The organism is Chelatococcus asaccharovorans (assembly GCF_003201475.1).
GTDB classification, from domain to species: Bacteria; Pseudomonadota; Alphaproteobacteria; order Rhizobiales; family Beijerinckiaceae; genus Chelatococcus; species Chelatococcus asaccharovorans.
Genome location: NZ_QJJK01000016.1, coordinates 86,192 through 109,656 on the forward strand (window position 1 = coordinate 86,192; position 23,465 = coordinate 109,656).

Annotated in this window: 20 protein-coding genes and 1 pseudogene; 10 read left to right on the top strand and 11 right to left on the bottom strand. The window is 60.4% G+C overall.

The annotated features are described in order from the left end of the window. Nucleotides 1-235: 235 nt before the first annotated feature. Both C7450_RS29045 and C7450_RS29050 read right to left on the bottom strand, forming a co-directional pair. Entirely contained in the window at nucleotides 236-736 is a 501-nt protein-coding gene (locus C7450_RS29045) for a flavin reductase family protein (protein ID WP_110377981.1), read from the bottom strand. A gap of 37 nt (nucleotides 737-773) precedes the next feature. Next, entirely contained in the window at nucleotides 774-1,514 is a 741-nt protein-coding gene (locus C7450_RS29050; RefSeq protein WP_110377982.1) for a FadR/GntR family transcriptional regulator, read from the bottom strand. Between the two features lie 135 nt (nucleotides 1,515-1,649). On the opposite strand from C7450_RS29050, the gene C7450_RS29055 reads away from it, so the two are divergent. The 6 genes from C7450_RS29055 to C7450_RS29080 all read left to right on the top strand — a co-directional run bounded on the left by C7450_RS29055 (nucleotide 1,650) and on the right by C7450_RS29080 (nucleotide 9,826). Then, nucleotides 1,650-2,981: an NtaA/DmoA family FMN-dependent monooxygenase gene (locus tag C7450_RS29055; RefSeq protein ID WP_170147500.1), complete on the top strand. Its 1,332-nt coding sequence runs from the start codon at nucleotides 1,650-1,652 to the stop codon at nucleotides 2,979-2,981. Next, on the top strand, nucleotides 2,917-4,533 hold the full coding sequence (locus tag C7450_RS29060; protein ID WP_110377984.1) for an ABC transporter substrate-binding protein: 1,617 nt from the start codon (nucleotides 2,917-2,919) through the stop codon (nucleotides 4,531-4,533). Before C7450_RS29055 ends, C7450_RS29060 begins: the two co-directional genes overlap by 65 nt. 74 nt (nucleotides 4,534-4,607) lie before the next feature. Further along, nucleotides 4,608-5,579, top strand: a complete 972-nt coding sequence (locus tag C7450_RS29065) for an ABC transporter permease (protein WP_146227581.1) — start codon at nucleotides 4,608-4,610, stop codon at nucleotides 5,577-5,579. Beyond that, complete coding sequence (locus C7450_RS29070; RefSeq protein WP_110377986.1) at nucleotides 5,576-6,430, top strand: ABC transporter permease; 855 nt, start codon at nucleotides 5,576-5,578, stop codon at nucleotides 6,428-6,430. The genes C7450_RS29065 and C7450_RS29070 overlap by 4 nt, the downstream gene beginning before the upstream one ends. Further along, nucleotides 6,427-8,271: a dipeptide ABC transporter ATP-binding protein gene (locus C7450_RS29075; RefSeq protein WP_110377987.1), complete on the top strand. Its 1,845-nt coding sequence runs from the start codon at nucleotides 6,427-6,429 to the stop codon at nucleotides 8,269-8,271. The genes C7450_RS29070 and C7450_RS29075 overlap by 4 nt, the downstream gene beginning before the upstream one ends. 31 nt (nucleotides 8,272-8,302) lie before the next feature. Then, nucleotides 8,303-9,826: an amidohydrolase gene (locus tag C7450_RS29080; protein ID WP_110377988.1), complete on the top strand. Its 1,524-nt coding sequence runs from the start codon at nucleotides 8,303-8,305 to the stop codon at nucleotides 9,824-9,826. A gap of 338 nt (nucleotides 9,827-10,164) precedes the next feature. Here the strand turns inward: C7450_RS29080 and C7450_RS29085 are convergent, their stop codons facing one another. The 9 genes and pseudogenes from C7450_RS29085 to C7450_RS29125 form a co-directional block, all read right to left on the bottom strand. Beyond that, nucleotides 10,165-10,998: a 5-deoxy-glucuronate isomerase gene (locus C7450_RS29085; protein WP_110377989.1), complete on the bottom strand. Its 834-nt coding sequence runs from the start codon at nucleotides 10,996-10,998 to the stop codon at nucleotides 10,165-10,167. Between the two features lie 31 nt (nucleotides 10,999-11,029). Then, nucleotides 11,030-11,794: an SDR family oxidoreductase gene (locus C7450_RS29090; protein WP_110377990.1), complete on the bottom strand. Its 765-nt coding sequence runs from the start codon at nucleotides 11,792-11,794 to the stop codon at nucleotides 11,030-11,032. Continuing rightward, nucleotides 11,791-12,753 (bottom strand): C-terminal binding protein, encoded by a 963-nt coding sequence (locus C7450_RS29095; protein WP_110377991.1) that lies wholly within the window; start codon nucleotides 12,751-12,753, stop codon nucleotides 11,791-11,793. Before C7450_RS29095 ends, C7450_RS29090 begins: the two co-directional genes overlap by 4 nt. Nucleotides 12,754-12,779: 26 nt before the next feature. Next, nucleotides 12,780-14,483 (bottom strand): ABC transporter ATP-binding protein, encoded by a 1,704-nt coding sequence (locus C7450_RS29100; RefSeq protein WP_110377992.1) that lies wholly within the window; start codon nucleotides 14,481-14,483, stop codon nucleotides 12,780-12,782. Between the two features lie 37 nt (nucleotides 14,484-14,520). Further along, nucleotides 14,521-15,348: pseudogene (locus tag C7450_RS29105) on the bottom strand (ABC transporter permease); the annotation flags it as partial. A gap of 68 nt (nucleotides 15,349-15,416) precedes the next feature. After that, nucleotides 15,417-16,403, bottom strand: coding sequence for an ABC transporter permease (locus C7450_RS29110; protein ID WP_110377994.1), 987 nt, complete (start codon nucleotides 16,401-16,403; stop codon nucleotides 15,417-15,419). A 94-nt stretch (nucleotides 16,404-16,497) separates the two neighbouring features. Beyond that, nucleotides 16,498-18,111, bottom strand: coding sequence for an ABC transporter substrate-binding protein (locus tag C7450_RS29115; RefSeq protein ID WP_170147501.1), 1,614 nt, complete (start codon nucleotides 18,109-18,111; stop codon nucleotides 16,498-16,500). 95 nt (nucleotides 18,112-18,206) lie between these two features. Next, entirely contained in the window at nucleotides 18,207-18,701 is a 495-nt protein-coding gene (locus C7450_RS29120) for a RidA family protein (RefSeq protein ID WP_110377996.1), read from the bottom strand. Between the two features lie 35 nt (nucleotides 18,702-18,736). Further along, nucleotides 18,737-19,753, bottom strand: a complete 1,017-nt coding sequence (locus tag C7450_RS29125; RefSeq protein ID WP_110377997.1) for an NAD(P)-dependent oxidoreductase — start codon at nucleotides 19,751-19,753, stop codon at nucleotides 18,737-18,739. A gap of 247 nt (nucleotides 19,754-20,000) precedes the next feature. On the opposite strand from C7450_RS29125, the gene C7450_RS29130 reads away from it, so the two are divergent. From C7450_RS29130 to C7450_RS34795, 4 genes are all read left to right on the top strand, one after another. Then, nucleotides 20,001-20,726: a FadR/GntR family transcriptional regulator gene (locus C7450_RS29130; RefSeq protein ID WP_146227582.1), complete on the top strand. Its 726-nt coding sequence runs from the start codon at nucleotides 20,001-20,003 to the stop codon at nucleotides 20,724-20,726. Between the two features lie 121 nt (nucleotides 20,727-20,847). Next, a complete protein-coding gene (locus tag C7450_RS29135; RefSeq protein WP_170147502.1) occupies nucleotides 20,848-21,750 on the top strand; it encodes a uroporphyrinogen decarboxylase family protein in 903 nt (300 codons plus the stop codon). A 13-nt stretch (nucleotides 21,751-21,763) separates the two neighbouring features. Then, on the top strand, nucleotides 21,764-22,420 hold the full coding sequence (locus C7450_RS29140) for a cupin domain-containing protein (protein WP_110378000.1): 657 nt from the start codon (nucleotides 21,764-21,766) through the stop codon (nucleotides 22,418-22,420). 460 nt (nucleotides 22,421-22,880) lie between these two features. Next, nucleotides 22,881-23,465, top strand: a 585-nt coding sequence (locus C7450_RS34795; RefSeq protein ID WP_245450202.1) for a helix-turn-helix transcriptional regulator, incomplete at its 3' end; no start/stop codon positions are given.

The window sequence follows — 23,465 nt, forward strand, 5'->3', positions numbered from 1 at the left end:
ACTGTAATCGATGCTGGCGGCTCCCGTCTCCAAGGATCGACGGGGGATCGAGAGAGGGCGAAGAGAACGAATTTGCCGTCACATCGGCACGTTTTCCATGCTTTCCGGCCGCGATGATTGTGTCCCCGGGCTGAACTGACCGGGACACTGCCGAAATCCGCGGGAATCCGTGGCCGGATCGCCTGTCTGTACGGCGACTGGCGTGTTCATGATGGACCCTTCTTTTTGATCCTGCTTAGAGTCCCATCCGGCCTGCGAAACTGATTAGGGGGCGGGATCCGATGCCCTCCAGGGAATAGGCGGAGAGGCGTCCGAGCGCGATCACCGCGCCGTGACGTTCGATTGTTTCCTCGAGAATACAATCGAGCACCCCAACGGCATCCTTGAGCACGGGGGCCCCGGTGGAAAGCGTTCCCCACCTGTCCTGCTCGAACCGGTCCGCGCCCTTGAGCGGCCCCTTGCCGCCGAAGCTGGCCGCCAGGTCGGCCTGGGTATCAGCCAGATAGTTGATGGCAAAATGTCCGCTTGAGAGAATAGTCGAGAGCGCCGAGGTCTTAAGACCGATCGATACCATCATCATCGGCGGTGACGCGCTGAGATGCGTTGCGGAAAGCGCCAGAAAGCCGGCAGGCCCGGCGTGGTCGCGGGCCGTCACCACAGCGGCGCCTGCCGCGCGTGCGCCCAGCGCCTCCCAGAAGATTCCGGCATCGATCTGGATTGCAGTCGTTTCCGTCACGGCATGTCCTTCCCTTGAAAATGCAGGCCAGAGTAGATCATTCGTCCATCTGCTCGAGGGCGGACTTCAGCAGCGCCTTGTAGCGGCGCCCACCAAGGTGCTTTTTGAGGAGCTGACGTGCTTTGGAGGGGTGGCCGTCACGAATGGCGTCGGCGATATCGAGATGCTCCTTCTGAAGTACCGTCCGGTAGAGCTCGACATAGGATTCCCGGTCCGTTTCGAAACGCATGAGAGCCCGCGCAGTCGTTGCGGTGCGGATAGTCGCCATGATGCGCTGGAAATACTCGTTACGGGCCGCCTCGGCTATCGCAACGTGGAAATCGATATCTGCAGCGATCGCCTTGTCGAAGGAGCCAATCGAGCGTCCGTCCTGCAGAGCGTCATAGATGCGCTGGACATCGGCCTCAGTCCGCCGTTGCGCCGCAAGCCCTGCGGCCTCGGTCTCGATCAACGAACGGAATTCATAAAGATGAAGAAGGCGCTTGCCGGACTCCAGCTCTTCGGCCGAGATTCTGAAACCGGGAGACGCCGTATAAGCAATGACGATAGAGCCTCGGCCGCGCTGGGTTGAGATCAGTCCCGCTTCCCGCAACGAGGAGACAGCTTCGCGCACGACCGTTCGGCTGACGCCGAAACCCTTGGCAAGCTCCGCATCGGTCGGGAATGCCGTCCCAAGCGGAAACCTGCGTTGTTCGATTTCATCTCTAAGCCGCTTGGCAACGATGGATACCAGACTCGGCTGCATCTCTATCGCCTCGGCAACAAAGGATTGCTTCACGCCGCCTCCACTTATCTTTGGCTCCGCGATCCGACAGCCGGGGGCCGATCACGGTCGAATACGATTGACATAGCTCTATATCGTATGTCTAGTTATCATACAACATTGCGTGGGGATCAAAAAGGGTCGGTCGAGATGACAGAGCGCAAGCGCCAGATGATTTTGGGACTGATGCTGAACGGGGTCGGCATGCATCAAGCCTCGTGGCGGAAGTCAGACAGCCGCGTGGAGGAAGCCTATTCCCTGAGCCTCTACAGGGATGCGGTGCGCGCCGCGGAAGCGGCGAAGATCCACCTGATATTTCTGGCCGACAGCCCGTTGCACAGTCAGAAGCTTTTTCCCGTTCGTCCGCTACGCTTTCTGGAATCCGTCACGCTCGGATCCGCTCTTGCAGCAATATCGGACAACATCGGCATCGTATGCACACTTTCGACGACGTTCACCGAACCATACAATATCGCGCGGCAGCTTACATCTCTTGACCACATCTCCAACGGCCGCGTGGGCTGGAACATCGTTACGTCCTACGATGGCGCGCATCACTATTCCGACCAGCCCATGCTGGATCACAGCGCCCGTCACAAGCGCGCCTCCGAGTATGTAGAAGTTATCAGCAGGCTCTTTAACAGCGTGGATAAGGCCGCGTTGGTCATGGATCGCGAACGCGGCATTTTCGGCGATCCGTCGCATGTCCATATCGAGAAATACGAAGGCGAAGTCTTCCGTATCAGCGGCCCGGTCAACATGCCTCGCGGTCCGCAGGGACGCCCGGTATACGCGCAGGCCGGCACTTCAGAGAGCGGCAAGAGCCTGGCCGCTGCCTATGCGGATATGGTCTACGCCCTTTCGCCTACCTTGGAGGAGGCGCAGGACTATTATGCTGACCTCAAGGCGCGCACCGCAAAGGCAGGGCGCAACCCGGATCACATCAAGGTGCTGCCCGGCTGTTCTCCGGTCATCGGCGAATCCGAGGCGGAAGCGTTGTCGATGCATCGGCAGCTCAACGATCTGATCAATTTCGAAGTCGGCGTGGCCCAGCTTCAGGACCTCCTGCCCGGCGTCAATCTTGCCGCCTATGATCTTGACGAAGCTGTGCCCGCCGAGGCCTTTCCCGAAACGACCACCGTCCAGGTCATGCAGTCGCGATACGAACTCTATCGCTACATGAGCGTAGAGCGACGTTTCACCGTTCGCCAGATGGTCGAGCACAACTGCACGGCAGGTGGACATTGGTCGCCAGTAGGCTCAGCCGAAAAGATTGCCGAGGAAATGCACCATCGGTTCAACAACGCCGGAGCGGACGGTTTCAACATGTCGGCGCTTTACCAACCGGGTGGCGTGACACGGATCACCAACTTACTGGTACCGGCGCTTCAGGCGCGGGGCTGCTTCCGCACGGAATATGAACCCGGAACGCTTCGCGACAATCTTGGACTCCCTTATCCCGAAGAGATCGGTCGCGGCTGAACTGCAGGAACTCATTTCGCTCAACAAAACTCAAATGGGGAACATGATGCGAAACAGCCTAATAGCAGCATCACTGGCGGGCTTTATGATCTTTGGCGCAGCGTCAGGCAGCAGACCGGCATCTGCTGCGGATAGCGGCGTCACGGTCGCCTCGCTGCCGCTGCTGACATTCGATCCCGCATTCGCCCGCACGGTGCAGGATCTCTCGATCATGAGCCAGGTCTATTCGTCCCTGACAACCGCCTCCTTCGTGGATGGCTCTCTTGTCCCAAACCTGGCGCGCGAATGGACAGATGTCGACGGGAAGGAGTTCACGTTCAAGCTGGTACCGGGCGCAAAGTTCGCTAACGGAGAGCCGCTCGACGCAAATGCGGTCGTGTGGAACTTCAAGCGGCTCCTGGATCCGGCAACGCAATCGACAGTCATCGCCGACTTCAACATGATCAGCAGCGTCGAGGCACCGGATCCGACAACCGTCGTCATCAAGACATCAACGCCGTGGCTCGAATTGCCGCGCCGGCTTAGCGCGATCTCATTCCTCGCGCCTGAATGGTCGAAAACCCATAACCCCAAGGTGGAGGTTAATCCTTCAGGTCCGTACGTCGTCGTCAATTATGACTTTGCATCCCATGTGACCCTGAAGCGGAATGAAAACTTCTTCGGTGAGAAGGCTGCCTTCGAAAACGCGACCTACCGCGTGATCGGCAACAGCCAGACGCGGGTCACGTCGCTGCGCAGCGGCGAACTCAACTTCGCCAACAACATTTCTCCGCTGGATGTGCAACAGCTTTCCAGCCTGCAAGACCTGAACGTCGGGGCAATCCCTGGGCGTCGCGTCCACGTGCTGCGTTTCAACATGCTACGCGACTCGGTGAAGGACGTTCGCGTTCGCCAGGCGCTCAACTACGCCATCAACAAGGACCTGATTACCGCATCGATCTATCGCGGCCAGACGAAGGCTGCGACGACCCAGGTCCTCATTCCTGGTCAGGTTGGCTTCGACGAAACGATGAAGGCCTGGCCCTATGATCCAGCGAAGGCACGGCAGCTTCTTGCGGAGGCCGGCTACGCCAAGGGCCTCACTCTCTCGCTTGGCGTCAGCGACGAATATCTTCAGGCGCCGCAGGCCGCGCAGGCCATCGCCGCACAGCTCGCGGAGGTCGGCGTGACGATCAAGCTGCAGATCGTACCGACCGCGATCTGGACTTCATTCATCACCGATGCCCAGAAGGGGACCGATCTCCTCTATCTCGGCTTCTCATCGACAACCGGAACTTCAACCGAGCTGATGAACCAGTTCACCGGCAAAGGCCGCTATACATGGGGACCGTCCAATCCCGACTACGATGCCGCGGTGGAGAAAGTGAAGACGGCGACGTCTCTGGAAAGCCAGGCGGAACTCATCCGTAAGGCCAACCGTATCCTCGCGGACGATGCCCAGCTCGTCTACCTGTGGCCGCAGCCGTTCACCTACGCCGTCAGCAAGAGCGTCGAGTGGACGCCACGGGCAGATGACCGGCCGCGGGCCTCCGACATGCGCCCCGCCAAGTAACGACGATCGAAGCAGGGGCTGGCGCACGCGCGGCCCCTGCCTGTCCGTATCTCAGATACACCAAGGACGGTAATTTGGCGACGATCTCCCATTTCAAGGCGTTGCAGGCGCGCCTGCGCTCTCCCATAGAGGTAAGATTTCTTCTACGCAGGGCAATCGGCGGACTTTTTTCGCTGTGGGGAGCGGTCACGATCGTTTTCCTGATGCTCTACGCAACCGGAAATCCGGCTGAAGTGCTGGCTCCCGAAACGGCCACGGCCGAACAGGTGGCGGAACTGGCGCGACAGTATGGTTTCGACCAGCCCATTTACCTGCAATATCGCAACTTCCTTGTGAATATCATGCAGGGGAACTTCCCGAACTCGCTCTATACCGGCCGTCCAGCCTTCCAGGAGGTGCTCTACCGGGTGCCGAATACCCTGCTCCTCGGACTGACGGCGGTCGTACTCGGTGCTCTCCTCGGACTTGTCGTCGGATACGTGTCTTCGTCTGGCCGGAGCAGGATCATGCGCGTCGTGCCGATCCGGCTTCTGATGATCCTCCAGTCCGTGCCAAATTTCTTCATGGGCCTGCTATTGATCTATTTCTTCAGCCTGACGTTGCGCTGGCTACCGACGAGCGGCTTTTCGAGCTGGCGGAACCTTATTCTCCCGATCACCACACTCGCCTGTTACGTCGCGCCGAATGTCGCAAGACTGTTCCGCTCGACGATGAACGAGATCCGCTTCGAGGAGCATATCCAGACCGCCCGGGCGAAGGGCATCTCAGAGCGCGCGGTGAGAATACGCCACAATGCGATCAACGCGCTCGGGCCCGTCACCACCCTGATCGGCCTGCAGCTCGGTGGCGTTCTGGCCGGAGCCGTCGTGGTGGAAACCCTGTTCGCCTATCCCGGTGTGGGGCAATTGCTGGTGCAAGCGGTCGTCTCTCGTGACTATCCTGTTGCGCTCGCCGCCGTCATCCTCGTCTGCCTCGGCTACAATATCGCAAGCCTTCTCGTTGACGTGCTCGTCGTCATCATAGATCCGCGAGCGCAGAAGAGATGAGCGCGATAACGACACAGACCACTAAGGCGGTGCGCCGCGGGATGCCTCCGGTCGGCGTAATGTTCGCCTTCGCCACCCTGGGATGCGTACTGCTGATGACGGTTTCCGCGCCTTTCCTTGGCGTGGATCCCTACAAGCAGGACCTGATGGCCATACTGCTGCCGCCCTCTTTCGAGCATCCATTCGGGACCGACCTGCTCGGCCGGGATATCGCGGCCCGGGTTATCTGGGGCGGAATCCCCCCGCTCTTCGTGGGTTTCACGGCAACCGCCATTGCCGTCCTGCTCGGGCTCGGCTTTGGTCTCCTTGCCGGTTACCGGCAGGGCATCGTCGATGGCTTCCTCAGCCGGCTGGCCGATATCCAGATGTCCATTCCCGGTCTCGTTCTGGCCTTGCTCATCCTTGTCCTGTTCGGGGCGAGCATCACGAACCTCATCATCGTGATCGCGCTTGAATCCTGGACCATGCATTACCGCGTGGTGCGCAGCCAGGTCATGGCAGTACGCAATCTTTCGTTCGTGGAGGCTGCAAGGCTTGCCAGCATCGGCGAGGTTTGGATCGTATTGCGGCATATCCTGCCGAGCACCATACCGCTCCTGGCAGTGACGGGAACCGCCAATTTTTCACAGGCTCTGCTCATGGAGGCCGCTCTCAGCTTCCTCGGCATCGGCGTACAACCGCCAACGCCGGATTGGGGAACGATGGTTTCCGAGGGGCAGTCACAGCTCGCCGGCGGCTGGTGGATCGCGATGTTCCCCGGCATGGCGCTCGTCCTCGTGATGTGGAGCGCGCAGGTCATTGGTGACTGGCTTGCGGATGTCTATTCGGTCCGAGGGGACGGATTGCAATGAGCTTTCTGGATATCTCCGAGCTGAAGATCCAGATCCTGTCGCGCGCCGGCATTGTCCATCCCGTCCGCGGCGTCTCGCTGCAGATCGAGCCTGGCGAAGCGCTAGGTCTGGTCGGGGAATCCGGCTGCGGCAAGACGATTACGTCGATGGCGATCGCGGGATTGCTCACGCCTTCCGCGACGCTCACCGCCAAACGCTTCGTTGTCGGCGGAGTGGACATGAGCAATGCAAGCGAGCGTGCCTGGAGGAACATCCGCCGCGATAGCGTTGGCGTCATCTTCCAGAATCCGATGAAGGCGCTCAACCCGCGAATGCTCGTCGGAACCCAGCTTGCGGAGGCGATGGCACCCAAGGACCGCGGCTCGCTACGCGCCAGCCATATGAAGAGCATGGAACTGCTGGATAGCGTAGGCGTGACGCAGCCCAAAGCGCGGCTGAGCCAGTATCCGCACGAACTATCGGGTGGTCTTGCCCAGAGGATCGTGATTGCGATGGCCTTGGCCCGCAACCCGAAACTCTTGATTGCCGATGAGCCTACCACCGCCCTCGATGCCAGCGTGCAGAAGCAGATCCTCGACCTTATCGACAATCTCCGCAAAGAGCTGAAGCTCGCTGTGCTGATGGTCACTCATGATCTCGGCGTCGTACAGGAGCGCGTCGATCGCGTCGCTGTCATGTATGCCGGCCGCATCATTGAACATGGCGCTACGGACGACGTCATTTCGCGCTCAAGCCATCCCTATACGGCCGCGCTCGTCGCGGCCATGCCGAGCATCGACCGCGGGCGCGACAAGCCCCTGCAGGGGCTCGAGGGGCTCCCTCCTCCGTTGATCAATCTGCCGGGCGGTTGCGCATTGCGGCCCCGTTGCGCCCTCGCCACCGGGATATGCGAGCAGATCGACCCGCCACTAGCGTTCGTGGAACGCACCGGACATTGGGCAGCCTGTCACAACCACCACCACGGACGCGTGGTGCTGCCTCCTGTCATTGCGGATACCACCATGGAAACCGTCGCTCCTGAACTTGACGCGGCGGCTATCATGCAGGTCCGATCCATCACCAAGGTGTTTGGCCAGCAAAGGCTGCTGAACTTCTGGCGAGGCCCAAGGCCTCCTGCGGTGAAAGACGTGTCGCTTTCGATTGCGCCGGGAGAAACGCTCGGGATCGTCGGGGAGTCGGGATCGGGCAAGACAACGGTTGCACGGATGATGGTCGGCCTGGAAATGCCAACCGAAGGCGAGATCCTGTTCGGTGACAAACCGCTATCCGCGCTGGAGCCGGCGGAGATAGGCCAGTGGCGACGCGAGGTGCAATTCGTCTTCCAGGACAGCTCCTCCTCCCTTAATCCACGCTTCACCATCGCCCGCAGTATTGAGGAATCGCTTCTCGCCCTTGAGCCGGACGCGCAGGCAAGGCAGGAACGCATTAGAAAGCTTCTGGCCGAAGTGGGGCTGACCGAGGCTATGGCAAGCCGGAAGCCCAATCAGCTCTCCGGCGGCCAGAGGCAGAGGGTTGGTATCGCCCGGGCGCTCGCACGCAATCCGAAGCTTATGATCGCCGACGAACCGGTTTCGGCGCTCGATGTCTCCGTACAGGCGACCATTCTCAATCTGCTGAACCGCCTTCGGCGAGAACGTGGCATGTCATACATCATCATCTCGCACGACCTCGGTGTGATCCGCTACATCTGCGACCGGATGATCGTTATGTATCGCGGCGATGTCGTCGAGGCCGGCTCGACGGAAGCCGTCCTCCAAAATCCACAACACGAATACACGCGCAGACTTATCGCCGCCGCACCCAACCACATCAGCGAGAACCAGCGCTCGACCGGGACGTGATTTCATTCGCCTCGCAGGGACGACGTTTCAGATGGACACCCACAACGGCTCAAAATCGGCAAGCGTCGATAGTCTCAAGCAGGCAATCGTCCTTGGTGTGGAAAGACGCGCCAAGCTGGTGCAGGAGATCGTCGATAGCCTGTTCAGCTTCGCGGAACTCGGCTTTCAGGAAAGCGAATCCGAACGCTATATGACCCGCATCCTCGAAGATGCGGGGTTCAGCATCAGAAGGCAGGCGGCGGGCATCCCGACGCAATGGGCTGCGCGCTGGGGGAATGGCGGTCCTGTCATATCGCTGAACTCCGATATCGACGCGCTTTCGGGCCTCTCCCAAAAGCCAGGGGTTCCTCGCCCCGAACCGCTCGTCGAAGGCGCACCAGGCCACGGCGAAGGCCACAACTCAGGCATGGCTGTCGCCATCGTCGCGGCCCTGGCGGCCAAGGACATCATGGAACGAGAAGGTCTGCCAGGAACACTTCACCTCTGGCCGGGTATCGCCGAAGAACAGATTGCCAGCAAATCATATGTCGCAAATTCCGACGTGCTTGACGACGTGGATGTGGTTTTGAGCATGCATGTCTCAAACGACTTCACCGTGCAGGGCGGCGAAGGAGAATCCCTGGGCGCCGCCTCCGTCGAGTTCACATTCCACGGCAAGAGCGCCCATGCGGCGGGTGTTCCGTGGCTTGGCCGAAGCGCGCTCGACGCCGTCGAGTTGATGAATGTCGGCTGGAACTTCAAACGCGAACATCTGCATCCCCGTCAGCGCTCGCACTACGTCATCACCAATGGCGGCGGGCAACCCAATGTCGTGCCGGATCGTGCATCAGTCTGGTACTATTTCCGCGATTCCGATGCAGGAAACGTGCGCGCTATGATGGATGTGGCGCAGGACATCGCAGCGGGCGCAGCCCTGATGACCGGCACCCGCTTCACGTCCGAACTGCTCGGTGTCGCTTGGCCGCATCACTACAACCTTCCGCTTGCACAGGCTGTCCATCGCAATATGGAGACGGTCGGCATGCCCGATTGGAGCGAGGAGGATCTTGCCCTGGCGAAAGCTCTGCAAAGCCATATGCAGGTCGAGCAGATCGGGCTTCGCACGGTTCTTCCGCCGCTTACCCCGCCACTCATGGGGCCGACCGCCGGCGGCTCGGACGACATCGGCGATGTGACCTGGAAGGTTCCGACGATCCGCCTACGGTATCCCTCCAACATTCCTGGCGCGATCGGGCATCACTGGAGTTCAGCGGTGTCGATGGCGACACCGATCGCCCACAAGGGCGTCTCGGCGGCAGCCAAGGTGGCGGGTATGACTATTATCGACCTGCTCCTCAAGCCTGATCTTCTGGACAGCATTCGCGACTACTTCGTCAATGTGCAGACCAGAGACATCAAATACGCGCCGATTCAGAGCGCCGACGCAATCCCCGCTATACACCTCAACGGCCCAGCACAGGCGAAATACCGGCCTGACCTTGAGAAAACCTATTACGACCCGGCGAGATTCGAGACCTACCTCAAGCAACTCGGTGTCGATTACCCCACGATCTGAGGCGGCCCCCCAAATCTGTCCACAACCACCGCTGCACGGCCATGGGGCTGCCGAATAGCCAATAGGCAGCGCGATGCGTATCGTATGGGAAGAGACTTACGCCCCGAGGCCAGGGCGCGGCTGGACAGCCACGACATCGTCAGCCTTGCCAGCGCGACGGATCGACGTGATTACATCCCGGGGGGATGAATGACGCCGATGTCCTCGCGTTCTGGTGGTCTTTGACCTTCGATATCGACCGCGATTTGCTCGCCAAGGCGAGATCCCGCAAGCATATCCACAAGTCAGTGACAGGCCAGGAACATCGCCGGCGCCCCCCATTGAGCAATAAGTCTATCCTACTTGAATTTGTCGCGCATGGCACCAAGGCCAGGGATGTAATCTGTCAGGTGCTCGTGTACAGGGTCGAAATACTGAACGAGGCCCCGCTGATCCCGGCCGACCAGAATAGTGAATACATAGGCACGGTGGCCGGGCGAGGTCACCGTCGGGTGGTAGCCCGATGGGAGCAGATAGGTGTCGCCGTCTAGCGTCATCACCGCTTCGGGAGTTCCATCCGCGTGATAGTGAAACTGGCCGCCGAAGCCAGAAGGCGGGTTGAAACGGTAGTGATAGAGTTCGGCGTGGTTGGTCTCACCTCCGCGATCTGTGTCGTGCTTGTGCGGCGGATAGCCCGCCCAACAGCCGTCTTCCGCATAGAGTTCGCTCACGAGAAGATTGCCCGCGCGGCCATTGGCGTTCTGACCAAGTATGTGGAAGATCTCCCGCCGCGACTTGGTGTCAGACGAACCAACAACGACGCTTTCCACTTCGTCAGACGTGACTCGGAAGGGCGCATGGGCTTCGGTGCAGGCCCCGCCCGCGACCACCGCTTCCAGATCCGCAGTGGCGATGACCGTAAAGGGTTGGCGGGTACCGGTATAGACACTGTCGGCCTTGCCTGACCAAATATCGGCGCGTCCGCCAATGCCGTGGAACTCGGTGTCACCCACCAATATCTTGCAGCGTCCTGTCTGCACCACGACCACACATTCGAAGCCGGGAACTTCAAGCGTCAGGCTCTCTCCGGCGGACAGACGGATACGGTTGAAATACACATCGGGAAGATGGGGACTTGCCGCGTCGACAATCGGCCGGTTGGCATTGTCGTTGTTGCGGATAATCAGGCTCATGTCGCTTCTCCTGGAAATCTGATGAGGGCGGTCAGACTGCAGCGGTGATGCCGCCATCGACGGCCAGCACGTGCCCGGTGACGAAATCGGAAGCCGGCGCGGCCAGGAACACTGCGGCGCCGGCAAGTTCCTCGGGGCGGCCCCAGCGGCGGGCCGGAGTTCGGGACGTCAGCCAGTCGCTGAACTGCGCATTCTGGGAAAGGGCCGTGTTCATCTCGGTCAAGATGTATCCCGGGGCGATGCCGTTCACTTGGATGCCCGAAGGGGCCAACTCGACCGCAAGACCTCGGGTCAGCATCAACAGGCCGCCCTTTGCGGATGCATAGGGTACCGCCGTGGCCCGGCCCAGCGTGGACAGAACTGACAGCGTGTTGATGATCTTGCCACGTCCGCGCGCAATCATTCCACGGCCGACAGCCCGCGCCAGCCGGAACGGCGCATTGAGATTGGTGTCGATAACTCGTTCCCAGTCGTCATCGGCAACGTCGAGTACCGGCTGGCGATGCTGTACGCCAGCATTATTCACCAGAATGTCTATGCCATACCGACTCTCTACTTCTACGACCATCGCGTCACTGGCGCTGCGATCCAGGAGATCGCATGGCAACGCTTCGGCGAGCAGCCCGTCAGCCTCCAGCACGGCCACGGCCGCATCCAGCTTTGCATGGTCGCGTCCAACCAGAAGAGCCCTCGCGCCATGTTCGGCAAGGCCTCGCGCCATCGCCAACCCAAGGCCCCCGCCACCCCCGGTCACGAGGGCCGTGCGCCCGGTTAGGTCAAAACTAACGGTCTTCATGCATTCACCCAGTTTGCGGGAATCCGGCCGGTCAGGATCGCCACGGCGGCCTCACCCGCTTTGCGCTGCAGCGTGGCGACCGTTGCTTCCGAGTACCAGCCGGCGTGATCGGATATCACGACGTTTGGCAAGGAAAGCAGCGGATTGCTCGGAGCCGGAGGTTCGGTCTGAAAAACATCCAACCCCGCTCCATAGAGGCGTCCTTCGCGCAGTGCTTCTGTCAACGCATTCTCATCGACATGGGCTCCCCGGGCGGTATTGATCAACACAGCGTCTCGCCGCATCACGGCCAAGAGATTTTTGTCGATCATCGGCCTTTCCGGGTCCGAAACGGGGGCGTGAATCGAGATGATCCGAGACCGCGTGGCCAGCTCGGTGAGACTGACCGGTGCAACGCCAGCCGCTACGGCAGCCGCGGGGTCAAGCCAGGGGTCGTGGACCAGCACCTCGGTGATGCCAAAGGCGGCGAAACGGTCGCGCACCGCCCGCCCGATCCGCCCGAATCCAATCAGCCCCAGAATCTGTCCGGCTATCCGCTCGATGGGCGCTTGTTGGCCAAAACCCCAGGCACCGGCCCGAATTGCTTGGTCATGGCTGACGATCCGCCGCTGCACGGCGAGGTACAATGCCAGGGTGTGGTCTGCCACCTCTATCTCTGCGCCATAGTCGGGAATATTGACCACCTTGATGTCCCGGGCACGGGCCTGGTCCAGATCGATCCGATCCACACCGACGCCGTATCGGATAATCCCGTGGGCGTTCCGGCATGCATTGATCACCTCAGAATCCAGTGCAGTGTCGCGGACAAACAGGATTGCCGCGTCCGCAACGCCCTCGATCAATCGACGCCGTTCGCCGGCCCAGTCAAGCACCTTCACGTTGACGCCTAATGGCGCCAGCAAAGCCGCCTCGGCCCGGTGGTCGGCATATCCGGGAGCGATAACGATTGCCGTTCGCATTTTCCATCCAACTTGTTGGCGCCCGCTCAAGCGGCTGCTTCGGCCACGCGGCCGCCCTCGGCAGCAGCGATCAGCGTGCGGGTGTAGGAATGGCGGGGGTTGCGCAGAATGTCACGGTAGCTACCTTCTTCGACAAACCTGCCCGACTGCATCACCATGACCCGGTCCGAGATATATTGCACCACTGCCAGGTCATGCGAAATGAACAAGTAGCTAAGCTGGAACTGTTCTTTCAGTTGCGCCAACAGATTGAGGATCTGTGACTGCACAGAGACATCCAGCGCCGAGACAGGCTCGTCACAGATGACCAGCGAGGGACGCAGGATCAGTGCGCGCGCGATGCCGATCCGCTGCCTCTGTCCGCCCGAGAATTCATGCGGGTAGCGCAATACGCTATGCGCAGGCAGACCGACCTTCTCAATCACCTCAGCTATGCGGTTACGCCTTTCAGCCTTGTCGGCTATGCCGTGCAGGCGCAACGGGATATCGAGGATACCGCCCACAGTGTGCCGCGGATTAAGTGATCCGAACGGATCCTGGAAGATCATCTGCATGTTTGCCCGGAGCGATTGCAGGCCCCGGCCCTCAAGGCGAGTTATGTCTCGTCCCATAAACAAGAGCTGCCCCGAGGTAGCCGGCACAAGACGCATGATGGTCTTCGACAGCGTAGACTTGCCGCAACCGGATTCGCCAACGAGACCAAGCGTCTCGCCTTGCCGAATAATAAGGCTGACATCATCGACTGCCCGCAACTCGGTGCCGGCGAGATCATAGCTGGTGACGAGATTCCGAACCTCCAGCACAGGGGGCGCCAGGGAATCGATCGGTGGCAGCTTCGGACGCGTTGGAAGTTCCAGCGCATACTCATAGTTACCTTCGGCATCGCGGCTCACGCGTATCTCGGACAAAGGCCGGGTCCGGTAGTGGATGTCCTGGCTTACGCGAATCGAAGCCCCGATGAGTCCGCGCGTATAGGGATGGCGGCCCTCGGTAAAAAGGTCAGCGGCCTTCAGATGTTCCAAATTCTCACCGTGATGCATGACGACGACCTCGTCCGCCCAGCGTGAGACCACACCTAAGTCATGCGTAATCATCAGTATCGCCATTCCCAACTTGCGGCGTAGCTCGTCTATGAGTTCCAGAATTTGCGCCTGGACGGTAGCATCCAGCGCAGTCGTTGGCTCGTCAGCGATCAGAAGCTTAGGATTTCCGGCAATGGCCATGGCAATCATGACACGCTGGCGCTGTCCCCCTGAGAGCTGGTGCGGATAGACATCCAGTCGCCTTTCGGGATCCGGCAGGTGCACAAGCCGCAACAGCTCCAAAGCGCGGGCGCGGGCGGCCTCCGCTGTGGTTTTTTCATGATAGAGGATCGCCTCGGCGATTTGCCGCCCGATGCGGTGAACCGGATTGAGGGAGGTCATCGGCTCCTGGAAGATCATACCGATCTCGTGGCCGCGGACTTTGCGCAAGGCGTTAAGGGGCAGCGTGGCAAGGTTCTGCCCGCCGAAGAGAATCTGCCCCTTGAGATTGGCATTGCGCGGCAGGAGACGAAGCACCGAGAGCGCCGTGGTCGACTTGCCACAGCCGGATTCTCCGACCAGCGCCATCGTGCGACCAGCGGGAATGCTGAAACTTAGCCGGTTAACGGCAGTGGCATGGCCGCCTTGGACCTTGAAGCTGACCGTGAGGTTGCGCACGTCCAGGATGGCGGTGGGGTTGACGTCCATCGTCACTCTCCGTTCGATCGTCGTAATCGGCGCGGCGTCAGTCGTTCTGGGTCCGGGGATTCAGCGCATCGTTCAAGCCGTCGCCGATCATATTCAGCGCCAGCACAGTCAGGACAATGGCAATTCCTGGCAGGGCGGTCAGGTACCACGCGGTACGAATGAATTCGCGCCCAGCGCCGATCATGGAGCCCCAGGAGATGATGTTCGAATCCGAGAGGCCCATGAAGGACAGCCCCGATTCCATCAGAATTGCGCTCGCGACCATGATTGACGAGGTCACGATCAGCGGCGGCAGGGCGTTGGGCAGGATCTCCCGCCCCATAATGTGGATGCTGCCGCAGCCCAAGCTGTGCGCCGCGGTGACATAGTCGCGCTCACGGATTGAACGGAACTCCGCGCGGGCCAGCCGGGCGATTGTCGGCCAGCTTACGATCGCGATCGCAACGGCGACAACGGTGGGCGTCGGCTCCAGGACTGCAACGATCACCACGACCAGCACGAAATTGGGGAGGGTCTGGAACACCTCGATCAGCTTCACTAGCGCAGCATCCGTCCGGCCGCCGAAGTAGCCGGCGCTCGCTCCAACAAGCAGGCCAATGCCAAAGCCGACGATCGTCGCCGCCAAACCAACATAGAGCGAGATCCGGGCCCCATGCAGGGCTCCGGCCATTACGTCGCGACCCAGCGCATCCGTCCCCAGCGGGTAGGCCCAATCTTGGCCCGGCCATAGGAAAGGCTCCGCGACCACGCTCAACGGATCGCCGGGATAAAGCGCTGGCGCCAATAGCGCGAGCAACGCCACCGAGGCGAGGATGCCCAGGCCAACGACCGCGTTCGGGTTGGTGAGGAACAGTCTCAGTTCTCGGTTCGACAGGTTGGCGGCGGCCATGTCGTAAGGAGTGGGGGGCTCATTCCTGAAGAACGGCAATCGCATCAGTGGACCCCTATCTTCGGATCAAGGAAGGTATGCAGGAGGTCCACCAACGCATTCATCACGATGACAAAGAAGGACGACAGCAGGAGGATGCCCAGCAGCACCTGGATATCGCGGCCCAGCACCGCCTCGAAGGCCAGCCGACCGAGCCCCGGTAGGCTGAATACAGTCTCCACCACGACGGCGCCGCCCAACATGGCGCCGACATGCATACCGGCCATAGTGGTGATGGGTATCAATGCATTGCGGAGAATGTGGTGGACATTAACGACCAGAGGCGGCAGGCCTTTGGCCTGGGCAGTGCGAACGTAGTCCTGCGCTCGGACCTCAAGCATGGCGGCGCGGGTGAGGCGCGCGTAAATGGCAACATAGTATAGCGCCAGCGAGGCTGCCGGCAGGACAAGATATCGCGCCTGGTCCACGAGCGCCGCCCATCCCGTAAGCCCCATCCCGATGGAGCCCGAGCCGCCGCTGGGGAGCCAACCTAACTTGACCGAAAACAGGACGATCAACATGAGGCCGATCCAGAAGTTAGGGATCGAATAGAACAGCAGCGACAGGATCGACAGTACCCGATCGGACAGCCGGCCGGCGAAACTGGACATCACCGCGCCTAACGCGACCCCAATGATCGCCGCCATACCAAGCGCCAGCGCCATGAGAAGGAGCGTTCGCGGCAGCCTCTGCGCGATAAGCTCCGCGATTGGCACGCCAAAACGAGCTGAGGTACCGAGGTCAAGATGCAGGAGGCGATTGAGATACGCCGAGAGCTGCTCGATCACCGGCGCGTTCAGGCCAAAACGCTCGCGCATCGCGGCCATACCTTCCAGCGTCGCCGCGCCGGATTCTGCGGCCAATACGTCAACCGCATCACCGGGCGCCATCTGCAATAGGATGAAATTCAGGACGATAATGCAGATGGCAGTGGGGATCGCCTGGAGGGTACTGCGTCGTAGGGTGCGCAGGATACGGCTGAGGCCGGACAAGGGATTGCCTCCACGTGGGCTCAGGGATCGGCGGAAGCCGGGCCATGCATGAAAGGGCCCGGTCCGAAGCGCATGGCTCGCCGTGCGGGCGACGTCATGTCTTAGTGAGGAACAGGTCCGCCATGTTGCTCCACAGCCCTTCTGCCGCCAGCGTATGGTTATGCACGCGCTTGTTGAAAACAGTCAGCTGCTGGATCTCGATCAGAGCGATAGCCGGCAGATCCTGGGCCACCTGACGCTGGAATACGTCGAAATACTCGTATCGCTTCTTCTCGTCCGGCTCGCGCGCGGCAGCATTGAGCGCATCGTCGGCGATCTTGCTGACATAGTGCGAGCCGTTCGAGAACGGCACGCCGCGCGTGAAAGCTGTAGAAAGATAGTTACGCTGTACGCCGATGGTTGGATCAAAAGTTGCCGAATTGGTTGTGGTATAAAACTCGAAATCACGGTCAGTGTAGATTCGCTTCACATATGTCGCGTAGTCTGCATTTCGGACGTTGACGATGATTCCGATCTTGGCCAGCTCGCTCTTGATGAACTCGGCTTGACTCTTCATCGGTGAGAAGCCTGGATAATAGTCGATGTTAACTTTGAAACGGCTGCCGTCTGCCCCCTTTGGATAGCCGGCCTCATCCATCAGCGCGTTGGCCTTGATGAGATCGACGGCCTTGGTCTCGACCGGCACGTGGAAGCGGGCGATGCCCGAGGGGATGGCCGAGGTGCCAACCTTGCCGTATCCGAACCAGGCCGAGTCAACGAGACGCTGTTTGTCAATCGCGAGTTCAATCGCCTGCCGAACCTTGAGGTTGGAGAAGATCGGATGGTCGAGATTGAACACGAGCCGCGCGACTGTGTTGCGCGAGGTATAGCCGTCGGCAGTGACATCCAGAGCCGGCGTCTGGGTCAGCCGTTTGATATCGGCGTAAGAGACAGGGGTTTCATCGCCGATCAGGATTTCGCCGGTCTCAAAGGCGGCCGAGCGGGCGGCCTGATCGGTCATCACCCGGAAGACGATCCCGTCAACATAAGGTTTGGGTGCATCCCAGTAGTCAGGGTTGCGCTCATAGATGATATGGCTGCCGCGCACCCATTCCTTGAACTTGAAGGGACCGGTGCCGATCGGTTTGCGAATCGCAGGATTCTGGGAGGCGTCCTCGCCGATCTTGAAGATATGTGCCGGAACTATGGGCATCTCGGCCGCCGCGAGGCCGTAGATCAGGTATGGCGCCGGCGCTGACATCCGGAAGATGACGGTCAAGGGATCCGGCGTCTCGATCTCAGCGATATTGAGAACAACCGCCTGCGAACGTGGATGTCCCTTGCGCAGCAACGTATAGGAGACCTTCACATCTTCCGACGTGAAGGGCTTCCCGTCATGCCATTTTACGTTAGGCCGCAGCTTGAACGTATAGGTCATGCCGTCTTCTGCAATATCCCATTCGGTCGCAAGCTGAGGGCGCGGCGTCAGGTCGAAATCGTAGGTCAGCAGGCCTTCGTTTGTCTTGGCAGTGGTGCGCGTTGCACCGGCGCTGACGATATTGATCAGCCCCACTGTGGGCTCCGCCATCAGCACAAAGGTCAGAATGCCGCCGTGCATGGGGGTTGGCGTAGCCTTCTGGGCCATGGCGGTGCCAATCGTTGCCAGGCCAGTAGAGGCGAGAAGCGAGCCGAGGAGCAAACCGCGGCGGCTGATTGCGAGGGTCGGCATTTCTATATCCTTTTTACCCTGTTTAGCGGGACTGGAACCCCTTCTGGCCGGCCCGTAGCCGCAACAGCTCCGGACCTTTCTCATGCAGACAGAAATCAGGCGCTGCGAAGCTGGAAAATCGCCTCCATCTCGACGGGCGAGCCGCCGGCCAGAGCCACGTTGCTCATGCCGATGCGGGCATGAGCGCCGAAATGAGGACCGAATACGTCCAACAGCAATTGGGACGCACCGTTCACCACCTCGCCGACGTCGGCGAAATCCGGGGTACATGAGACTTGTACGGAGATCTTGAATGCCCGCCATAGCCGCAGGTCACCGGTGCTCTGATGAACCAGCGACAGCACGTTCAGCATCGTCAGACGGGCGCATTCATTGCCTTGCTGGGTCGAAACCTCGCGCCCCAGATGGCCACGATACAGTGGTCCCTCGGCGGTGTTGGCGATCTGGCCAGAGGTGTAGAGAAGATCGCCTGAACGCCGCGTGAAACTGAACCAGTCGCCCCGGGTCTTCCGGGTCTCGAGCTTGAGATTAAGCGCAGCAAGCCGCTCATAGGGGTCAAATACGGCATCGGGAGGCTGGATCGGCATCATTACGGAATTTATCCTTGTAGGTTAGCTCTGGAGTGTCAGGCGGTGCGAAGCCACGTGGCGCGCAATGCTGGAGATTTCAGCACCTCTGGATTGACCAGGCGTGGCGGTCGCCGCCTTCGCGCAAATTCGGCGGCCGCCTCTATCGCGGCCTGGCGCTGAATCCGCTGCATCTCGACAGCGGTTCCAGCTGTGTGCGGAGTGACAAAGGCGTTGGGAAGCCGCATCAACGGGCTGTCGGAAGGCTCGGTCTCAAGCACGTCCAGCCCGACGGCGGCAAGCCTACCATCGCGCACGGCATCGAATAGAGCGACTTCGTCGACAACCCCGCCGCGGCCGACATTGACCAGAACCGCGCCGGGGCGGATCGCCCCCACCAGCTCACGGTCAATCAGCCCAGTCGTCGATGGGGTCAGCGGCAGGCACAGAACAATTATGTCCGAGCTTTCCAGAAGCTCGCGCAGCTCCACCCATTCGATCCCGGCGAAATAGGTCTGCTCGAAACGGCGGGTGCGCTGATATCCCAGCATGCGCCCGACGCGCATGGCCTGCATGCGGGCCGCGATACAGGTACCGATTTGCCCGAGCCCGATGATGCCGACCGTCTTGCCGATGAGGGTACGCGGCCGCTGAACGCCATCCGCCGGAGAGGGATCCCAGCTACCCTCGCGCATGCGGTTGATCTGCGTCAGCGTGTCAGGCCGCAGGGCCATCAGCGTCAGCAGGATCGCGTGTTCGGCGACCACATCCGCGTTCAATCCGGCGTTGTTCGAGAATATGACGCCGGCTTCGGTGCAGGCCTCAATATGGAGAACATTGGCGTGCTCAAGTCCAGAACCGGACTTGTGGACATGCTTGAGGTCCGGGCAGGCGGCAAGAAATTCCGCGTCGACCGGAAACTTCAGCGGCCAACGCAGGACAAGCGCCTCGACGCCCCGTGCCTTGCTGGTGAGCACATCGCGACCATCTTCGCCCGTGGCGAATGAAACGACCTCATGTCCCACAAGCAGCTCTTTGGCCTCTGCTCGCAGACTTTCCTCAATAAGAATTTTCAACGCGTCCCCCTAAGCAACAATCCGGGCCGGCGGGCAACAGACGGGTGTGAAACCACCTCTCACGACACATTCTAAGCAGAACCGATCCAGTGTGTCATCAGCATATATTACAAGATGATATATTATTTATCTGGCGATCCAGTGCGGAACGTGCTTCTATGGGCCGCGAAACAGGGGGGCGTCTCCGTCAGCGCGCTGGCGCCGGCAGCGGTGTCGATACTTTGCAGGCATACAAGAGGGAGGAGTTGTGGCGTTTCTATTAGAATCCGAAACCCTAGAGGCGGCGCCTAGCCTTGCGACGATGCTGACTCGCAAGTTGCGCGAGGAAATCGAGAGTCGTCGCATCAAGGTTGGTGAGCATTTCCCTAGCGACGCCGAGATTGCCACCGCCTTCGGAGTGAGTCGCACGGTCGTGCGCGAAGCCGTCTCGAGCCTGCGCGAGGCCGGCCTGATCTCGACCCAGCGCGGACGCGGCTCCGTGGTGATCGCCAATTCGCCGTCGCCTGCATTTCGCATCACCGTGGCAGATCTCGAGTCGATGAAAAGCCTTCGGCAGCTTTACGAGTTCCGCACCCTGATTGAGACCGAAACAGTCTCGCTTGCGGCAGAGAGGCGGACCGACGCAGATATCAAAGAGCTTATGAACTGCCTCGAGCGGGGCAATCGTGCGTGTGACTTGGATGAATGCATCGAGGCCGACATCGCCCTGCATCTCGCCATCGCTTCAGCAGCGCAGAATGAATATTGTTCACGTGTGCTGGCTACCGTGCGCACTGCCACGATCGCTAGGGCTCTCATGCGTGATGATCTGGACGATACGGAGCGGCTGGCCCTCTACAAAGGCGAGGTTCAGGACGAACATTGCGCCATTTGTGATGCCATCGAGCGCCGTGATTCCGATGAAGCGCAGCGTGTTATCAAGAAACACCTAGGCGGATCACGCCTGATGCGGTTGTCGGCCGGCAGAACCTAAATATCCACCCTGATGTAACGGGCGGCCGCGTGGAAAGGATTGCCTTTCCGCGGTTGACGAGGAGTCGGAAGAACAGATGAACAAGGTCAAAACGTTCAAGGCTGCTCTCGCGGGTGGCCCGGTGGACTATGTGCCGTCAGGGTTCTGGCTGCATTTCCATGAGGATGACTGGTTCGGTGATGCGGCGGTCCGCGCGCATCTAGACTTCTATCGCGAGGTCGATCCCGACGTCCTGAAGGTAATGAATGAATATCGTTACCAGATGGACACGCCGATTTCCCGGCCGGAGGACTGGGCGACATGGAGGCCGCTAAAGACGAAAGGCGGTTACTATCAGGGGCAGCTCGACATCATCAAGGCATTGGCGGACAAGTTGGGAGGAGAGGTGCCAATCCTCGCGACAATCCACGGCGTCTACATCTGTGCTTTCCACGGTGGTCGCCGTCCCGAGGCCACCTTCGATATGCCGCATCTTCTCACCCGGCATCTGAAAGAATGTCCGGAAGCGGTGATGCCGGCCTTCCGCGCCGTCACCGATGCGTTGATCGAATTGTCGTTGTCCTGCCTGGAAGCCGGCGCTTCGGGTATTTACTATAGCTCGATCGGCGGGGAGTCCGATCGTTTCGACGAAGAGACCTTCACTCGCTATCTCAAGCCGTTCGAGACCGAGATCCTGGATGAGATCTCGCGCCATACCGACGAGGTGGTGCTACATGTCTGCAAACCGCAGCCGCGCCTTGGCCCATATGCGAACTACCGCGCTGCCGCGGTCAACTGGGCAGTACACGAAAGCGAAGTGCCGCTAGACGCGGGAGCGAAGCTGTTCGGAAAAACCGTCCTCGGTGGCCTCGATGACCGGAGCGGCGTTCTTGTCGACGGTACGGAGGAACAGATCCAAATCGCGGTGCGCGACATCATAGAGCGTTTCGGCCGACAGAGGTTGATTCTCGGTGCAGACTGCACTCTGCCGACAACGATCTCGACGGCGCGGATCCGTACCGCGGTGGATGCGGCGCGGATGTAATGGAACACATGCGATGGCACTGATACCTCTCGGCCTTGATGGACTTGGGCCACGCCCGCCGCTAGACGCGGCCATCCTCGATGGGCCGGGTCCCGAGATCCGGGGCCAGACATATCTCACCGCGCCACCGCTTGGCGTTTCGATAGTCGCCTGGGGCGCTACGCCCTATGCGATCCATCCCAAGACGCGGCCCGATTACGAATTCTCGATCCTCCTGGAAGGCCAGTTCGATCTGTCGAACCCAATGACAGGAAAAGTCAGGGTCCATGCAGGCGATCTTTTTGTGCTACCGCCAACTTTTTCCTATCGTTGGGCGCAGACCGAGTCGACGCTCAAATTCGCGCTCAGCTATCGGCCGGAATCCCCGGTTGAGCCGATGCAGGACTTTACTCTCATACGGCGCGCAGAACTGTCCGAGCGAACCGGCGGCGAGGAAGAATTGTTCCGAAGCCACGACAGGCGACTGACAGTCACCTGCCTTCGGCTCCCGGCAGGCTCGAGTTTTGTACAAGAGCCAGGCGCAATCGGACTGGGAACCGTTCTGTCTGGCAGCTGCCTCGCCGAAGAACATCGGCTAGAGGCGGGGTGCAGCTTTGCCCTTGATCCGTCGACCCGCGGCCTGCTGCAGTCCAAGACTGACACGATCTTGGTGATCTGCCAGGTCCGGTGAGGACTAGCCCAAAGCGTGGTGCGAACCTAGGCGGAGAAACGGCGGCCTGAAGCGCGACGGAATCAGCGTGGCTATTCCGGCACCTCCGCCATCAGATCATAGCGTGATGACTGGCGGCGATCGTGACGCCGGAAGAAGGAGGCGCAAGAAGATCGGTCTGCACAGCCAACTCAGACCCCCGGAGGCAGTTTGGAGCGCATCATCTCCCTGCGATCGAACTTGCGGCCGTCCACGATGAAAGTGCCGTCGCCAACGGCGTGCGGCATGCGCTTCTCCTTGCGCGCCTCGGCTCTCATCGGGTCGACCAGATTGGCAGCGGCGAGTCCTAAAAGTCCTCACTCCGATATGGCTCTCCAAGCCCGAAACCACGTTGCAGCCGCTCTCCATGTCAGAGCTTCGCGATCGACTATTGCCCTGTAATCGACTAGGCGCATCGCTCGATACGGCCAGATGGCGGGAAATGCCGTTCTGGACGGTGGCCGAGGCCGCAGCCTTGTCCCTCGGCAAAGCTCCGCATTTGCTTGACGAGGGATCGCTGACGGCCGATGAGGCGCCGCCAACAATCAAGCGCTTCAAGGAGCAGCACGAGCGAATCCGCCGGGCAGTGGCGATCGGTCTCGTTGGTCATGACGACATGGTCGTTCCGGAGAAGCTGGCCGATTGGCTGGGGGATGCCGCGTTATGGGAGGCTTTGAAGGGGCAATCACGCCCGCAGGACCGTAAAACTGGGGGGCAGGAGGCACCACGCCCTGAGAAGGGAAGAAGGCCGACCGCATTTATATCGCCTGCACCAACTCAAGTTGCCCCGGATGAGCAACCGACGGCCGAGAGTACGAACCGACAAACAATAACGCAGACGGAGATGCCACGGACTGGCTTGGTCAGGTTGAAGCAGATCCTGGCGCCAGGTGGCCCATTGCCCCTGAGCAAGTCCACCTTCTGGGCGAAAGTGAAGACGGGCGAGTTTCCCCAGCCGGTGCGTCTGGGAGGAACAACGGCCTGGCGCGCGGAAGAGATTTGGGAGCTCATTAACGAGCGGAACCCG

What these genes read in the sequence shown, in the direction of transcription:
- C7450_RS29140 (WP_110378000.1), top strand. Translation starts at nt 21,764, where the DNA reads ATGGCACTGATACCTCTCGGCCTTGATGGACTTGGGCCACGCCCGCCG.
- C7450_RS29090 (WP_110377990.1), bottom strand. Translation starts at nt 11,794, where the DNA reads ATGAAGACCGTTAGTTTTGACCTAACCGGGCGCACGGCCCTCGTGACC.
- C7450_RS29085 (WP_110377989.1), bottom strand. Translation starts at nt 10,998, where the DNA reads ATGAGCCTGATTATCCGCAACAACGACAATGCCAACCGGCCGATTGTC.
- C7450_RS29070 (WP_110377986.1), top strand. Translation starts at nt 5,576, where the DNA reads ATGAGCGCGATAACGACACAGACCACTAAGGCGGTGCGCCGCGGGATG.
- C7450_RS29120 (WP_110377996.1), bottom strand. Translation starts at nt 18,701, where the DNA reads ATGATGCCGATCCAGCCTCCCGATGCCGTATTTGACCCCTATGAGCGG.
- C7450_RS29055 (WP_170147500.1), top strand. Translation starts at nt 1,650, where the DNA reads ATGACAGAGCGCAAGCGCCAGATGATTTTGGGACTGATGCTGAACGGG.
- C7450_RS29100 (WP_110377992.1), bottom strand. Translation starts at nt 14,483, where the DNA reads ATGGACGTCAACCCCACCGCCATCCTGGACGTGCGCAACCTCACGGTC.
- C7450_RS29075 (WP_110377987.1), top strand. Translation starts at nt 6,427, where the DNA reads ATGAGCTTTCTGGATATCTCCGAGCTGAAGATCCAGATCCTGTCGCGC.
- C7450_RS29095 (WP_110377991.1), bottom strand. Translation starts at nt 12,753, where the DNA reads ATGCGAACGGCAATCGTTATCGCTCCCGGATATGCCGACCACCGGGCC.
- C7450_RS29080 (WP_110377988.1), top strand. Translation starts at nt 8,303, where the DNA reads ATGGACACCCACAACGGCTCAAAATCGGCAAGCGTCGATAGTCTCAAG.
- C7450_RS29060 (WP_110377984.1), top strand. Translation starts at nt 2,917, where the DNA reads ATGAACCCGGAACGCTTCGCGACAATCTTGGACTCCCTTATCCCGAAG.
- C7450_RS29115 (WP_170147501.1), bottom strand. Translation starts at nt 18,111, where the DNA reads ATGCCGACCCTCGCAATCAGCCGCCGCGGTTTGCTCCTCGGCTCGCTT.